Below are 14,573 nucleotides of genomic sequence, written 5' to 3' on the forward strand. Positions count from 1 at the left end.
AAAATGGTAACTTGTAAATTGATCAGTGGTTAGATCACTCTAAATACTAACGATAGATAGCAGGTTTTATAAAGATTTATGTGCCCCAACCATCACACTGGCTGTTGGCTTAAATTCTTGGGTGGTATTACAGCCTGTCGCAGATAGCACCAGTGTTGCTACTAATAAAGCTGCGCTGATGCTGATTGCTTTTTTACCGTACGTTTTGTCAGTATTAGATAGTGATGGCATAGATAATTCCTAAAAATGAGGGTTGAGTGAGCGATAGTGAAGTAGTTGTTAAGTTTTGGAATAAGGCTTGTTCTACAATAAACTCTGGTAGAGTAGGCGAAGTTTAGCATGTGTAAGGTCAGATTTTTGTTGCCAAATCTTAAGCGAAACTTTCTAAATAGATGGTATGACTTGCCAGATTTGCAAAAATTGACGATAGGCTATGATGGTAAGGTCTGAGCACAACTCGAATTATGATAAACTAGGCTAAAAATTGACTGTCGTGGGTCATGGTCCATGACAAAAACATGACGATATACCAACCCATTTAAAATAATCAAATAACTGACCGTGATAACTTTTAGGGCAAGCTTATGAATAACTCCAATAATAGCAGTCGTGTAATCATTAATCTCGATGGCAATCTTGATGACTTAGATGACGATGATATTACCTTACCCAGTCTGCCTTCGCAATCTGTGCCCATTATCGATGAGAAAGAAGATGCAGGCTCCATCCAAGCGTCCAATGATCAAAGCATCGAAGATCAGCAAAAAGACAGCACGATAAACAAAGATGTCTCAAGTGCTGGTGCGGCACAAAACATTGCTTTGGGTGCGCCAATTGTGAGGACAGAAGAGCAAAGCACGTCCAAAAATGCCTCTGAAAGCTTTATAAGCGCTTCATCAGCTGATAACGATAATAATAAAAATATTGATACTAAGCTTAGCACTATTTCTACTGCCCCAACCATGCCATTACAAGAGCAACTTGGCGATAGCCCAAACGTCAGTCCTGCGAGTAGTGCGGTACAAGCGACCACTCAAGCAGAAATCGAATCTACAGAGCTGCAAGAAAATAAGAAAAAAGGCAGCTGGTTTAACCGCATGAAAACGGGGCTAAGTAAGTCGCGTAAAAATCTTGCCGAAGGTATGGTCAGTATTTTGATCGGTGGCAAAGAGATTGATGATGAGCTATTGGAAGAAGTTGAAGACCAACTGTTGGTCGCCGATATCGGTGTCAACGCGACCAATCGTATTATCAAAAGTCTGACCGATCAGACAGACCGTGGTGATTTGATTTATGCGCATTCATTATATAAAGCGTTGCAAACTGAACTGGTTGATATTTTAACGCCAAAAGTCGCACCACTCATTATTGATACCAGCAAAAAACCTTTTGTGATTTTAGTTGTGGGTGTCAACGGTGTCGGTAAAACCACGACGATTGGTAAACTTGCCAAGCGCTTACAAGGTGAAGGCAAATCCGTCATGTTGGCGGCTGGTGATACCTTCCGCGCTGCTGCCACTGAACAGCTACAAATTTGGGGTGAGCGTAATAATATTCCAGTCGTCGCTCAAGGTCATGGCTCTGATAGTGCTTCTGTTATCTTTGATGCCATGCAGTCTGCCAAAGCAAAAAATATCGATGTATTAATCGCTGATACTGCTGGACGCTTGCAAAATAAAACCCACCTAATGGCTGAGCTTGAAAAAGTGGTACGCGTTATGCGTAAAGCTGATCCAAGCGCACCGCACGAAGGCATGATTGTCCTCGATGCTGGCACGGGTCAAAATGCGATTAATCAAGTAGAACTCTTTAACAAAGTTGTACCATTAACCGGTATTACCATTACCAAACTAGATGGCACTGCAAAAGGTGGTGTGGTCTTTAATATTGCCGAAACGACAGATGTGCCTATTCGCTATATTGGGGTCGGTGAATCGATCGATGATTTACGTGCCTTTAGTCCAAAACAATTTGTCGCCGCCTTATTTGAGACCGATGATAAAGAGTAGCGCTCGATAGGTCATTTTAATAGATCATTTTAGTCGATGAATAATTTTTGAAAATATCATCATTTGAAAGGAAGCATCATGATAGTCACCACAGCCGCTTTTGGCGCACACCAGCTAACGTTAATTGCGAGTGTCAATGAGCATAGTAGCCCTAAGCTGGTAGAAGTCAATTGGCTGCTAGCAGGTGACTCTTGGCATAGCTCAAAATCCATTCCCAAACTTAAGAAACACTATGGGCTTGTCGATCAGAGCTTTACGCTTATCAATGAAGATAGCCTAAGCGAAAATGAGCCTGCCCAAGCGCTACTCATAGAGACTATAGCGCAATTAAAATCGTATTTTAAAGGGGATCGTCAGGCATTCGATTTGCCATTAGATATAAGCTTAGGAACCAAGTTTCAGCAACGAGTTTGGCAAGCGTTACAAGATATTGGCTATGGCGAAACAATAAGCTATGCGACACTGGCACAAAATGTCGCTAGTCCCAAAGGGTTTCGCGCGGTTGCTAATGCTAATAGTAAAAACCCTTTTAGCATTATCGTTCCGTGTCATCGAGTCATTGCTAGCGATGGCAAGCTTGGTGGCTATACAGGTGGACTGGATAAGAAAACATACTTGCTAGCTCTCGAAGGTGTCACTTGCAAAACTTAGTAGGAGCGAAGCGCTCGTCACATAATACTAAACAAAAAAAGCCAAACATTTAAAACGTTTGGCTTTTTGATGTGTGAGACATAAAGGGTTGCGGGATAAAACTATTGCTCAAGTTGGGTCATTACCGCATCTGAGAAGTTCACATTGCTATAAACCTCTTGCACATCATCGATATCTTCTAACATATCAATCATTTTCATGACTTTTAGTGCGTCATCGACATTGTCTATTTCAGCACTGGTAGACGGTGCCATGGTCACTTCAGCATTGTCAGAGACCAAACCTGCAGCATTAAGCGCATCTTTGACGTGACCGAAATTTTCCCATTCAGTGATGACGAGCAAGCTTTCACCATCATTCTCGATATCAAGCGCGCCTGCATCTAATGCCACTAGCATGACTTCATCTTCTAGGCTTGTATCATTAAAGATGATTTCACCGCGCTTATTAAATAGATAAGCGACCGAGCCAGTAGTACCCAGATTGCCTTCATTTTTGGTAAAGGCGTGGCGTACTTCACTGACTGTTCGGTTAAGATTGTCAGTCAAGGTTTCGACAAGTACGGCAACGCCGCCGATGCCATAGCCTTCATAGCTTACTTCGTCCATATTGTCATTGTCATCACCGCCTGTACCACGAGCTACTGCACGGTTGATGGTATCTCGTGTCATATTGACAGATAGGGCTTTTTCAATGACAGCACGTAGGCGCGGATTCTTGTTAGGGTCAGGATCACCTTGCTTGGCAGCAGAGACAATTTCACGAATAATTTTAGTGAATACTTTACCTTTTACCGCATCCTGACGGGCTTTACGGTGTTTAATATTTGCCCATTTTGAATGGCCTGCCATATAACATCCTTAAGTTTTGCGTATTATTTATTGTGCTTAAAACAAGTATTTAATAACAATCTTTCACTATGAGTGTGTCATGAATAAGAGTATTTATACATTTTAAGATTTTTCAATCTGCATGATGACACACCTCAGATCACCTGTTTCTATGATATAGCTTGCGCTATCTCTTTGAAGTAACAGAGCTACCGACACGTTAACGATTTGTATTTTGTTGAGAGTGCTTTTTTGCTACACTGTGGCAACTTAGTGATTGTATTCACATGTGACCTGTGAACAATATTATAAACCAATTTTATCTATTTTGACTAACTTGGCCTTATCCAGCGTATTTTAAATCATTGGTTGCCATCAAGCCATTAATTTTATATCGCTACTGACTCGATACTACTGACTATATGAAGCAACCGACGGCTGAAGCCATTACCCACTTGCGCAACCGCATTCATATTATTATTGAAGGCACAGATACCCGTTTGGGTAAACTTTTTGATATTGTATTATTGATTGCGATTTTGACCAGTGTGGCTGTGGTCATGCTTGACAGTGTGCTATACATGCGCCTGCAATATGGCACTATATTCTTTTATGCTGAATGGTTTTTTACCATTTTATTCACGATAGAGTATGCGCTCAGGTTGTTTTCAGCGCCTAACCGCGTGCGTTACGTCTTTAGTTTTTTTGGGGTAGTCGATTTATTGTCTGTGCTGCCAAGTTACCTAAGCCTCATGTTTGTGGGGGTACAGTATCTATTAGTGATACGGGTTTTGCGTATTTTACGTGTGTTTCGCGTACTCAAGCTCAAAGCTTATATGCAGCAAGCGGGATTTTTGGCGTCGGCGCTTAAAACCAGTCAGCAAAAAATCACGGTATTCTTTTTGTCGCTGGTATTATTGGTCACGATTTTCGGCTCGATTATTTACGTGGTAGAAGGTCCTGAAAATGGCTTTACCAGTATTCCGCTGTCTATCTACTGGGCAGTCGTCACCATGACCACGGTCGGTTACGGTGATATGTCACCCAAAACACCGTTAGGTCAAGCGATTGCGAGCATGGTCATGATTACGGGTTATTCGATCATTGCAGTGCCAACGGGGATTTTTACTTCTGAGCTGGCACGTAATATGCGTCCGCAACTCAATCCGGTCACTTGTCCTAATTGTGGCAAATTCGGTCATGCCATTGCAGCAGAATTCTGTGATCGTTGTGGACACGCTTTGCATATTTAGCCGTGTTTGTGCGTTGTCTGCTTTTTTAACACTTTATATTTTATATCGTTATACATCAATATATTCACTAACGAGCGGTGATAAGTCAATCTCAACACCGAGGTTGACCAAGTTCCAGTATTGTCCTGACACTGTGCGATCTAGCATCATGGTGGTTGCAGAAGGTTGGAATTGACCAAAGTACTTCAATGACGTCCGCATTTGAGCAATGACTTCGTGATGAACCTGACTTTGAGCAAAATCAAAAGCGCCTTGTTGATAAGGTTGAATAGACAGAGGCTTTAGCCCAATGGATAGCCATTTCTCATAAAACTCTCCGGGGATATTTTTATCGTCATCACGGCGAATATCAAGAGCGATGAGGTCTTGCTCAAGGGCAGTCACATCTCCTTTAATGGCATGCTTGGCAAAACGGCGGAACAATTGAACTTCGCTGTCACTATAGCTACGAATGCCGCCAAAATCATAAGCCACCACACTACCATCTTTGCGAAAAGCAAAGTTGCCGGGATGTGGATCACAGTGCATACGGTATAAGCCAAATAGTTGTCCTGCGGTAAAGTGGAACAGGCGCTTGGCTATGTCTTGTTTGATGTCATTGTCCCAAGTCGCCGCGACGGTTAGGGTTTCTCCCATCTCTTCTGTTAGGGTTAAAACCCGTTTAGAAGAGTGGCTGCTAATGACTTTAGGAATGATAAGACCCTTGTCTTCTGCATGAAATGCGCCAAACACTCGTAAGTTATGCGCCTCTTTAATATAGTCCAATTCATCATGTAAACTTTGGCGAATCTCGTTGAATAGTTGCTCTTGCAACTGTTTGCTCATATTGAGCACACCCGCAATTTTTAGTGCCATGCGTACTTGTTTGAGGTCACTATCACAGTTTTCATCGACATCAGGATATTGGACCTTAACCACCACTTTTTGACCAGATGGCAAAACGGCTTTATGCACTTGACCGATGGAAGCCGCCGCAAAAGGTGTTTCATCAAATTCGCTAAATAATTCTGCGACAGGCGCTTTAAGCTCGCGCTCAATTTGTGCACGTATCTGCGCATAGGGCATGGGCGGCGCATCTTTTTGCAGCTTTTCTAACGCTGTCGCTACTTCTGGTGGGAACACGTCTTTATATTGTGAGGCAATTTGCCCGACTTTCATCACCGCGCCTTTCATTTCACCCAACGTTTCGGCTATCTGAATGCCCACATCTTGCATCAGCTCTGAGCGTGCTTGCAAACGTTTTTCTTCGTCACTTGAGAGGTGCTTAAATGAGTTTTTAGCTGCTTTGCCGGCAATGCTTGCTGTCATGCCAGCCAATTTCATAAAGCGCTTTCCAGACGATTTTGCCATTCATATCACCATATAGTGGGTTGTTTGCTCAGCCATAATTTTAGTATTTTAGTCAAACAATTGCTGTTTAACTCGTGTGCTATTGATAAAGTATAGTTAGACAATTCATGATTTTCGGTAATCAGGATTAAGCATTAAGCATTAAGCATTAATCGCTGATTGTGACAGAGTAGAGGCTATCAAGCCAGTAGGACAATGCCATTTGATAACCCAGATGCCCCAAACCACAAATAACACCGACGGCGACATCGTTTAGATAAGAATGATGGCGAAAAGGCTCGCGCGCATGCACATTGGATAAGTGTACCTCGATAAACGGTTTTTGTGTGGCCAAGAGCGCATCACGTAACGCAACCGAGGTATGAGTAAAGGCGGCGGGGTTAATGATAATGGCATCTACTTGCAGGGCGGTATCCGCTAAAAGTCCATGATATTGAATGTCATCTATCAGTTTACCTTCATGATTGGATTGTATACATATCAATTCAATACCGTGCTGAGCTGCGCGTGCGATCAGACGTTCCTCGATATCTGCTAATGTCGTATGACCATAAATCTCAGGTTCGCGCTTACCCAATAAATTCAAATTGACCCCATTAACGAGCAATAACTTATGAGTGAGTGTTTTATCGGCATTTTGCTTCGAAGGCGTGACGGTTGGTATAGACTGAGAAGGAGAGGTCATAATGGTCTCTATAACGATGAAACGAGGTTGAGGATTTATTATTTGTTATAAGGTTTAGATACTGTATAAGCATGAAATGGCATAAGCGTAAAATTGCACAGTTTAATCAAACCTTTCTCTTTATGATAACAGCTTGATGGCGAGGTTATAAAAAAATTACAGGAAAAATAAAGCTAAAGCCAAAAAATCATGTTAAAAGTCTTTATGTTGCTAAAAACCCGTGCTATGATATTTTTTATGCAATAATTATTGCAAGTTTGTTGCTACTGCCGAAGTAGAGCAATCAGTAAGACAGTCGTTATGTTTGTAAATACTCACTGTGTTGCTACATACCGTTATTTGCTATAGATGCGGTATGTAGGTGATAGTAGTGAGGGTAGTACTCTTAAGTTTTTGATTTCATCATCTTAGATCCCGTTTATATGCAATGTTGCAAAGGAATTTGGGGCTAAGCGGACTTTTTTAGGAAGCAATATTATGTCAGCTCGTGAGCAAGGTATCGTTAAGTGGTTTAATGACTCAAAAGGCTTTGGCTTCATTCAACGTGACAGCGGAGAAGATATTTTTGTCCATTTCCGCGCGATTCAAGGTGATGGCTATCGTTCTCTAAAAGATGGCGAAAAGGTCGAATTCAGTGTGGTAGAAGGTGATAAAGGCCTTCAAGCTGAAGAAGTCAGAAAAGTAGAGGAGTAATCTATCCAGTCATTAGAGCGGTTTAGCTATAATGTCTGTAGACACTACTGATATACTACTGAGTCAAGCCCGTTTTATCTTACCCATGTTGAGTCAAAATCAGCATTTTTGGTGGGATTAGGCGTTAGGCTTGGCTTTTTTTATGCCCGTATCTCAGTCAGCTATATATAGATTTCATATTGTTGCTGCTTAATTTAGATAGCAATATAACGGGTTATCATGAGCCTATTTATCATGAGTCTACTTATTATTAGTAATGAACAAGTGATTAATTTAAAAGGATATTTTTTTGAGTAATTTTACCACGTTTACTGATTTGCCACTTTCAGCACCGACCTTACGTGCCGTAAGCGATCTAGGTTTTACGGCATTGACGCCCATCCAAGCACAAATATTACCGTATACCTTGGCAAATCAAGATGCTATTGGACAGGCGCAGACGGGTACTGGCAAGACGGCAACCTTTCTATTGACTATTATGGAAGCCTTGCTTAAACGTCCTTTTACCAATGATGAAGAGCGTTATTTGGGTGAGCCACGTGCCGTTGTTATGGCACCAACTCGCGAGCTTGCTCAGCAAATATTTGATGATTGTATCGTTTTGACCAAATATACTTCGCTACACAGTGTTTGTATCATGGGTGGCACCAATTATGAGACTCAGCAGCATGAGCTTGAGCGTCAATACGTTGATATTTTGGTCGCGACACCTGGTCGTTTGATTGATCTTGCCAATAAAGGCATGGTCTATTTAGATCGAGTGGAAGTACTGGTGTTAGATGAAGCAGATCGCATGCTAGATATGGGTTTTATCCCTGACATCAAGCGTTTGGTCGGTCGGATGCCAGCCAATACAGACCGTCAAAGCTTACTGTTTTCTGCCACCTTTAATCAGGATGTGATGAATCTAGCCTATCGCTGGTTGCATGAGCCGCAGTTTGTTGAAATCGAGCCAGAACATAAAACCAGTGAGTTAGTCGATCAGCACTTTTACTTACTGACAGAAGATCAAAAATTAGAAGCGTTGCAGCGTATCATCAGTGATACGGGAGTGGATAAAGTGATTGTCTTTGCCAATCGTAAAGACCAAGTCAAGCGTCTCTATCATAAGCTGCGTCAAGCGCATAAAATTGCGATGTTGTCAGGCGATGTCATTCAACAAAAACGCGAAAAGTATTTACAGCGTTTTAAAGATGGTCATGCTTCTATCTTGGTGGCAACTGATGTCGCAGGACGCGGTATCCATGTCGATGATGTTAGCCACGTGGTTAATTATACTTTGCCTGATCAGCCAGATGATTACGTGCATCGTATTGGTCGTACGGGTCGTGCTGGACAGACAGGCATCAGCATTAGTTTTGTGAGTGAAGATGATGCTTTTAATATACCCGCGCTAGAGAAGCACTTAGATACTAAGTTTACCCTTGAGCAGTGGCAAGAATAGTGATTTATAAGCCGTCAGTTCTACTATAGTGTATAGCTGTTGGAATCATAAAAGCCCTCAACGTCATGATTGATGTTAAGGGCTTTTTTATATGGCAGATTTTGATGTTAAATGATTTTATATTTTAACAATATCTATTGTCGATGATTCTATTGAGCTTGTTCCATCATTTCAGAATGTTCATCGTGGTTCGTGTTGATCGCGCCATCACTCATATCATGCATACTATGATCCATACTTTGGGGAGTTGTGTTGTTATCAGTTGGCATCATATTATGGCTGCTGTGATCCATATTTGTATCCATCGGCATATCCATCATTTGTGAATCGCTCATTTGCATATGATCGCCTTGCATATTGGACATATCATGCCCCCCATGCATGCTAGACATTGCTATAGGGACAAACACAACGGCTAAGCCAGATAATACCATGACAGCGCCATTAAGCTGTCTCAAGCGAAAACGTCCAATCTTGTCACGTAACCAACCAACGGTTTCGTGCGTGGCGACTAGCATCGGTACGGTTCCTAAGCCAAACACAAACATGAGTGCAGCACCGCTTAGTGGATTGTGAGCGACCACTGCAAGTAATAATGCACCATAAACCAATCCGCAAGGCAAAAATCCCCAAAGCAGTCCAGCCGTTAATGCTCGCGGAAAGGTATTGAGTGGAAATACTTTTTGACGAAGTGGGCTGAGATATTGCCAAAATCGCATACCAAAACGCTCAAGATTTTTTAAAAATGGTGCGCCAAGCATGGTCACGCCGACGAATACTAACACCAAGCCTAGCAAGATACGTGGCGTACTATTACCTTTCATTAAGGGTTCTAGTACAGTGGTGCCAATCAGTCCTGCCATCAAACCCAAAAATGCGTAACTGGTCAAACGACCTAAATGGTAAGTTGCCACAAGAGCACGGCGCTTGGTAGGGCTGACGTCTTTCATCGATAGCCCAAATGCTGTTACCAGACCGCCACACATGCCTAAGCAATGCGGTGAACCAAAAAATCCCATCAGTAGTGCCGCAATAAGTAAAGCGGTGGTCATGGGGCGATTCTCCTAAAAAATGAAAAGCAAACCTACGTATACAATCGGCATTTAACCAACACTTAACAGTAGGTTACGCAGATAGTCCAAGCCTTGATAAGTGGTTATGGCATCCACCTCGTTCAATGTACTAAGTCGTACGATTTGCGCTCGGTTGCCATATATTCACACTTTCAATAGCTTCTACTATAGATAAGGTAGCTCAATGCTAGATTTTTGGCTGTTTATCAAGGTCAGCATGATCAATTGACTCTATATCAGGATGGATCACCTTATCATCAGCGACTATATCAGTCACTGTGGTATCGTCATTCTGCGAAATAGGCGCTGAGTAATCATGAGCCTGTATGGTTTGCCGTCGCTCTTGGCGATCATCCAATATGATGCGCTGTGATGCATTGTCCAAATCTTCAAACTGGTTTGATTTGACCGCATAGCGTACTGCCCAAATGGCAACCACAAATAGCATGAGACTTAATGGAATTAACAAAAATATACTGAGCATGGTAACTCTCTTAAATAGCATTTTCTTTTGTTATTATACACTCATCACAAGTATAGTGGATGACCGGTAGTGATTAGGGTGAGTGCTCAAAAGATATTGAACTGGCTACCTGCTTGTATTGAAATCTATTCGTCAGGTTTTTTTGCTGCGTTACCTCTAGGGGTTAACAGCTGCTGTGAGGTCACGTCGTTGGCATGACGACAATTCATTTGAGGACGTATCACATCGCGTAAATAAGCGGCAACTTCATAAACAGCGCGTCGAGAATGACTTAAGTTTTGCGCAGGTCTCATCCAGTCACGGCTCACTGGTAAAGGGGCGCTAAGTGGTGTGCTATTGATACCATTTAAGGCAAACTGTCTACGAGCACGTGCCATATGGTAGCTGTCAGTAATGAGATACACATGATGCAGTGGAATACGTTTGGCGGTAAAACGCGCATTTTCGCAGGTATTCATACTGGCATTTTCGCTTATCAGCCCATCAATACCATGCTCAATGAGCCATTGACCAAGCCATGGCGCTTCAGCACCGCTTAGCACAATAGGTAGGGGTAAGTCGTGATAAGCGCTGGCAGCGGTACGGGCACGGTTGAGGCTGTAGCTATTAAGAATAATTTGATTGTCATGATCATTGGTTAGTCCGCCGCCTAACACCACATAAGCGGTAGGCGGTGAACTCAACGCAGCAGAGGGTAGGCTGGGCAATGGCAAAAGCGTAAATAGATAAACAATCGCTTGGGAGAACAGCGGCGTGAATAGGCTGATGAGTACTAAAATAACAGTCGTTGAACCAAGTAAAAAGGTAATATTAATAATGCGAAATAGCTTTATCATACGCTCAGCTGAACGCAGGTAATAACGCCATAGTCGCTTAGATAATAGCCGCTTAGACCACATGCTCATCATACCCAATAGAGCCGTCAGTATTTACCCAAACTGGCTCACGCGCTAACTGAATCGCAAATTTTTCATAAACCGTATCGACGATATGTCGTTGGGCATCTGCTACATCATCTTGAGTGGCGTGATAAGGGGCATGATTGGTCAGCACCAAGGCTTGCTGCTGATGGGTGACAATCGGTGCAATACCACCACCTTTCAAGCCTGTCTGTTCAATCAACCAGCCTGCCGCAACCTTTACCATGGCATCAGGCATAGCGTAGCCGACGATAGTAGGGTAGGTCGATTGTAAAGCAATAAAGTGCGATTGAGGAATAATGGGGTTTTGAAAAAAGCTACCACAATTTGGCAGATGCTTGGGATTAGGGAGTTTTTGCTGACGAATATCAATAATCGCTTGCATGATATCCGCAGGCACTGGCTGCGTACGATCGTCTTGCTCGGCATAGCGTTGTGCAACGGTTTGCACATCACCATAGCTGGCTAGGATTTTGGTTGCATCGGTATGTAATCTGAATCCAACACAGCTGATTAACCAGGTATTAGGCGCACGTTTAAAAATGCTGTCACGATAGCCAAACTCGCAGTCGGCGGCTGTGAGATGATGCCAAGTTTGAGTGGGTAAGTGATAGGCTCGTACATACTGTAAGCAGTCTTCTAGTTGGACACCATAAGCACCGATATTTTGTACGGGTGCCGCACCAGTTAGCCCCGGGATTAGTGCCAGATTTTCTAGCCCATACCAACCTTGACTGACCGTATATACCACCAAGTCATGCCAGTTTTCGCCTGCCATTACTGCGATATCGACGTGGCTATCTGTCTGAGCGGTTAGGCTGATACCGCGCATTTGGGGCTGCAATACGATAGCATTCAGATGCGCTGGTAATAACACATTACTACCGCCAGACAACACAAATAATGGCTTATTTTGCGCTATGTCTTTTGTATAATTTGCCATAAAATCATCAAGCTGTGCTTCAGCCGTCAGTGTCACGACAGTATCCGCGACACAGGCTAAGGCCATGGTATTACCATGTGACAAATCGACTAGTTTACGGGTCAATAAGCTCGCTGGCAAATCAGTGGTCATGGCAAATTGAGTACTAGAATCCAAGCGTGAAACTGAGGTCATAACATAGCCCATGTGGCAGATAGATAATGGATTACACAGTGTTTATTATAGAGGGTGAAAGACACAAAGGTGGCAGAAAGTTAGCTTTATCGTTAGCAAGCTTTCCAGCTTTCAATCCACGCTTGTGCGCTTGATTCAATACGCTCAATCACCTCTTCAAAGTCATCACCATCGCCTTTATAAGGATCTGGCACATCGCCGCCATAAGTAGGATCTTCCTCACTAAATAAAGCCAACTTAGCCAAATTGTCTTCTGTCTCTATCAAGCTGTCTTTGATGGCTTGTAAATCAGCTAAATTCTGTGTATCCATCGCTAGAATTAAATCAAAATTACGAAAGTCATCGGCACTGACTTGGCGGGCGACCAGTTTATTGATTTTATAACCATGCGCTTTTGCATGGCGTTGCGAGCGAGTGTCGGGCGCATGACCGATATGCGAGTCACTCGTTCCTGCTGAATCTACTTTGATTGACAATCCAGCAATCGCTGCTTGCTGACGAAAGACTTCTTCAGCCGTTGGCGATCGGCAAATATTTCCCAAACAAACCAATAATACAGAAGACGGAGTACAGGTTTTCATCAGCATAATATGACCTTGTATAACAAAAAAACATGCTATAAGAGACCGGCATGTTAGTGCGGCTTTTATTAGCATGCAATTAATTAAGTAAATCGGCTGTCAGCGTAACGTTTAATGCCTTGAATGGCAAGAGTAGAAGCTAAACAATACGGTCATCTGTTCACGAATTTTCGATGATATTATTTATAATCTAAGGTCGTACTTTGACCAGCTTATTCTTGTTTGTGCTTAAAGCGTTGAAGGTCACGGCGCTCTTTTTTGTTGGGTTTATTATCAGGCCGTGCAAGATTGGCAAGTTTGCGCTGCTCAGCATGATAAGCGCGGCGCTCTTCGCTTTCTTCAGTCTCTGAATACAAAATTTTAGCAGCGAGCGCATTACCACGTTGCGCCGTTAGTGCTTCAACGATGACGGTCTTTTCAGTCATGGCAGTGGCTGAGCCTTGACGAATCTGTAGTTCATCGCCAACCATAATCTCTTTACTGGTCTTTACGCGGCTACCCGCATAATGTACCCGTCCGCTTTCGATGGCTTCTTTGGCGAGATTACGTGTCCGATAAAATCGTGCTGCCCACAACCACTTATCGAGGCGCATACGCACGACATCAGGTTGGCTATGGCTAGGCTGATTGTGGTTTTTGTTGTGTTTACTCATCAAAACCTCATCGATATCCATAAAGTAAGATAATAATAATGGTGGCTTTTTTGCAAATTGAAAGAGCCCTGCGCTATCAAAATGTTTAAAAATAGATTTTTATGGTAAAGAGAGAAAGTCTCGTCTTAGCCATTATTCTGATTGGCAACTTTCATCGCCATTTCTGCCGCATCATTTGTCTTTAACTGCGCTAAACCATTAATCACACCTGTGATATTTTCTACGGTTTTATTTTGGCTTAATTTAAATTGGGCTTGTATAGAATCGATGGGCAGCTTAAAGCCAATAATCCCTCGGCACATAGCATCGATATAAGTAGCAGGTGCCTCATCTAATGACCAAGGATGGTCGGATAGCACCTCTTGCCGTGCAGTCATGGTTGCTAATATCCATTTCAACGTATCGGCGTCTTCAAGCAACTCAATTTTGGATTGAATATGAACACTTTGATAGTTCCAAGTGGGCACTTCTTTATGGGTTTTCGCTTTGCTAGGATACCAGTTGGGGCTAATATAATGTCCAGAATCTTGAAAAATAATTAACCACGCAGTATCTGGTAAGGTGTTCTGATAAATAGGATTTTTACGACCGAAATGACCGTAAAGATAGCCGTGCTGAGCATTAGAGTTAATATCAGAATCAACACTAGCATCAGGCATAAAGTTATCGTTATGCCAGAAGAGTGGTATATGGCAGGCTTCGATGCCATCTTTGGTTTGAGCAACCAAGGTTGCTAAGGGATTGGCTGCGATAAATCCAATGATATTTTCTAGGTTTTCTTCGGAAAAAATAGCAGGAGTATGGATGCTGTTCTCAGTTTATATTTGATA

Annotated in this window: 16 protein-coding genes; 5 read left to right on the plus strand and 11 right to left on the minus strand. The window is 42.6% G+C overall.

Annotation, left to right across the window (positions count from 1 at the left end; translation table 11 throughout):
- Window positions 1-66: 66 nt before the first annotated feature.
- The gene (locus ACP69U_RS00525; RefSeq protein ID WP_157908393.1) at window positions 67-231 is read right to left on the minus strand and encodes a hypothetical protein; all 165 of its coding nucleotides are present in this window, start codon (window positions 229-231) and stop codon (window positions 67-69) included.
- 353 nt (window positions 232-584) lie between these two features.
- Between ACP69U_RS00525 and ftsY the strand changes: the two genes are divergently transcribed.
- Both ftsY and ACP69U_RS00535 read left to right on the plus strand, forming a co-directional pair.
- Window positions 585-2,009 carry a signal recognition particle-docking protein FtsY gene (gene ftsY / locus ACP69U_RS00530; protein ID WP_426137477.1) on the plus strand — a complete coding sequence of 475 codons (1,425 nt, stop codon included), beginning with the start codon at window positions 585-587 and terminating at the stop codon, window positions 2,007-2,009.
- 78 nt (window positions 2,010-2,087) lie between these two features.
- A complete protein-coding gene (locus ACP69U_RS00535; RefSeq protein ID WP_109589990.1) occupies window positions 2,088-2,660 on the plus strand; it encodes a methylated-DNA--[protein]-cysteine S-methyltransferase in 573 nt (190 codons plus the stop codon).
- Between the two features lie 101 nt (window positions 2,661-2,761).
- Here ACP69U_RS00535 and ACP69U_RS00540 read toward each other — a convergent pair whose 3' ends face one another.
- Window positions 2,762-3,511: a YebC/PmpR family DNA-binding transcriptional regulator gene (locus tag ACP69U_RS00540; RefSeq protein WP_193008138.1), complete on the minus strand. Its 750-nt coding sequence runs from the start codon at window positions 3,509-3,511 to the stop codon at window positions 2,762-2,764.
- 401 nt (window positions 3,512-3,912) lie between these two features.
- On the opposite strand from ACP69U_RS00540, the gene ACP69U_RS00545 reads away from it, so the two are divergent.
- The gene (locus tag ACP69U_RS00545; protein ID WP_045446426.1) at window positions 3,913-4,743 is read left to right on the plus strand and encodes an ion transporter; all 831 of its coding nucleotides are present in this window, start codon (window positions 3,913-3,915) and stop codon (window positions 4,741-4,743) included.
- A 48-nt stretch (window positions 4,744-4,791) separates the two neighbouring features.
- Here the strand turns inward: ACP69U_RS00545 and ACP69U_RS00550 are convergent, their stop codons facing one another.
- Window positions 4,792-6,093 (minus strand): ABC1 kinase family protein, encoded by a 1,302-nt coding sequence (locus ACP69U_RS00550; RefSeq protein WP_426137478.1) that lies wholly within the window; start codon window positions 6,091-6,093, stop codon window positions 4,792-4,794.
- A 148-nt stretch (window positions 6,094-6,241) separates the two neighbouring features.
- Complete coding sequence (gene aroQ / locus ACP69U_RS00555; RefSeq protein ID WP_109589984.1) at window positions 6,242-6,778, minus strand: type II 3-dehydroquinate dehydratase; 537 nt, start codon at window positions 6,776-6,778, stop codon at window positions 6,242-6,244.
- Between the two features lie 477 nt (window positions 6,779-7,255).
- Here aroQ and ACP69U_RS00560 point away from each other — a divergent pair, with 477 nt between their 5' ends.
- Both ACP69U_RS00560 and ACP69U_RS00565 read left to right on the plus strand, forming a co-directional pair.
- Window positions 7,256-7,471 carry a cold-shock protein gene (locus tag ACP69U_RS00560; protein WP_011513806.1) on the plus strand — a complete coding sequence of 72 codons (216 nt, stop codon included), beginning with the start codon at window positions 7,256-7,258 and terminating at the stop codon, window positions 7,469-7,471.
- 289 nt (window positions 7,472-7,760) lie between these two features.
- A complete protein-coding gene (locus ACP69U_RS00565; protein ID WP_426137479.1) occupies window positions 7,761-8,915 on the plus strand; it encodes a DEAD/DEAH box helicase in 1,155 nt (384 codons plus the stop codon).
- A 149-nt stretch (window positions 8,916-9,064) separates the two neighbouring features.
- Here ACP69U_RS00565 and ACP69U_RS00570 read toward each other — a convergent pair whose 3' ends face one another.
- The 7 genes from ACP69U_RS00570 to ACP69U_RS00600 form a co-directional block, all read right to left on the minus strand.
- Entirely contained in the window at window positions 9,065-9,967 is a 903-nt protein-coding gene (locus tag ACP69U_RS00570) for a sulfite exporter TauE/SafE family protein (RefSeq protein WP_109589982.1), read from the minus strand.
- 208 nt (window positions 9,968-10,175) lie between these two features.
- Window positions 10,176-10,472 carry a cbb3-type cytochrome oxidase assembly protein CcoS gene (gene ccoS / locus ACP69U_RS00575; protein ID WP_109589980.1) on the minus strand — a complete coding sequence of 99 codons (297 nt, stop codon included), beginning with the start codon at window positions 10,470-10,472 and terminating at the stop codon, window positions 10,176-10,178.
- Window positions 10,473-10,597: 125 nt separating this feature from the next.
- A complete protein-coding gene (locus tag ACP69U_RS00580; RefSeq protein WP_201605788.1) occupies window positions 10,598-11,371 on the minus strand; it encodes a YdcF family protein in 774 nt (257 codons plus the stop codon).
- Complete coding sequence (gene murB / locus ACP69U_RS00585; RefSeq protein WP_426137671.1) at window positions 11,361-12,467, minus strand: UDP-N-acetylmuramate dehydrogenase; 1,107 nt, start codon at window positions 12,465-12,467, stop codon at window positions 11,361-11,363. The genes ACP69U_RS00580 and murB overlap by 11 nt, the downstream gene beginning before the upstream one ends.
- 134 nt (window positions 12,468-12,601) lie before the next feature.
- Window positions 12,602-13,096, minus strand: a complete 495-nt coding sequence (locus ACP69U_RS00590) for a low molecular weight protein-tyrosine-phosphatase (protein ID WP_426137480.1) — start codon at window positions 13,094-13,096, stop codon at window positions 12,602-12,604.
- 206 nt (window positions 13,097-13,302) lie between these two features.
- The gene (locus ACP69U_RS00595) at window positions 13,303-13,743 is read right to left on the minus strand and encodes an RNA-binding S4 domain-containing protein (protein ID WP_238048500.1); all 441 of its coding nucleotides are present in this window, start codon (window positions 13,741-13,743) and stop codon (window positions 13,303-13,305) included.
- Window positions 13,744-13,868: 125 nt separating this feature from the next.
- A complete protein-coding gene (locus ACP69U_RS00600) occupies window positions 13,869-14,549 on the minus strand; it encodes an FMN-binding negative transcriptional regulator (protein WP_426137672.1) in 681 nt (226 codons plus the stop codon).
- Between the last annotated feature and the right edge of the window lie 24 nt (window positions 14,550-14,573).

The organism is Psychrobacter sp. TWR1-1-1, assembly GCF_049895865.1.
GTDB classification, from domain to species: Bacteria; Pseudomonadota; Gammaproteobacteria; order Pseudomonadales; family Moraxellaceae; genus Psychrobacter; species Psychrobacter immobilis_A.

Bases quoted from the DNA above. Each gene is read 5' to 3' on its own strand.
- ACP69U_RS00525 (WP_157908393.1), bottom strand. From the start codon at position 231: ATGCCATCACTATCTAATACTGACAAAACGTACGGTAAAAAAGCAATC.
- ftsY (WP_426137477.1), top strand. From the start codon at position 585: ATGAATAACTCCAATAATAGCAGTCGTGTAATCATTAATCTCGATGGC.
- ACP69U_RS00535 (WP_109589990.1), top strand. From the start codon at position 2,088: ATGATAGTCACCACAGCCGCTTTTGGCGCACACCAGCTAACGTTAATT.
- ACP69U_RS00540 (WP_193008138.1), bottom strand. From the start codon at position 3,511: ATGGCAGGCCATTCAAAATGGGCAAATATTAAACACCGTAAAGCCCGT.
- ACP69U_RS00545 (WP_045446426.1), top strand. From the start codon at position 3,913: ATGAAGCAACCGACGGCTGAAGCCATTACCCACTTGCGCAACCGCATT.
- ACP69U_RS00550 (WP_426137478.1), bottom strand. From the start codon at position 6,093: ATGGCAAAATCGTCTGGAAAGCGCTTTATGAAATTGGCTGGCATGACA.
- aroQ (WP_109589984.1), bottom strand. From the start codon at position 6,778: ATGACCTCTCCTTCTCAGTCTATACCAACCGTCACGCCTTCGAAGCAA.
- ACP69U_RS00560 (WP_011513806.1), top strand. From the start codon at position 7,256: ATGTCAGCTCGTGAGCAAGGTATCGTTAAGTGGTTTAATGACTCAAAA.
- ACP69U_RS00570 (WP_109589982.1), bottom strand. From the start codon at position 9,967: ATGACCACCGCTTTACTTATTGCGGCACTACTGATGGGATTTTTTGGT.
- ccoS (WP_109589980.1), bottom strand. From the start codon at position 10,472: ATGCTCAGTATATTTTTGTTAATTCCATTAAGTCTCATGCTATTTGTG.
- ACP69U_RS00580 (WP_201605788.1), bottom strand. From the start codon at position 11,371: ATGTGGTCTAAGCGGCTATTATCTAAGCGACTATGGCGTTATTACCTG.
- murB (WP_426137671.1), bottom strand. From the start codon at position 12,467: ATGACCACTGATTTGCCAGCGAGCTTATTGACCCGTAAACTAGTCGAT.
- ACP69U_RS00590 (WP_426137480.1), bottom strand. From the start codon at position 13,096: ATGCTGATGAAAACCTGTACTCCGTCTTCTGTATTATTGGTTTGTTTG.
- ACP69U_RS00595 (WP_238048500.1), bottom strand. From the start codon at position 13,743: ATGAGTAAACACAACAAAAACCACAATCAGCCTAGCCATAGCCAACCT.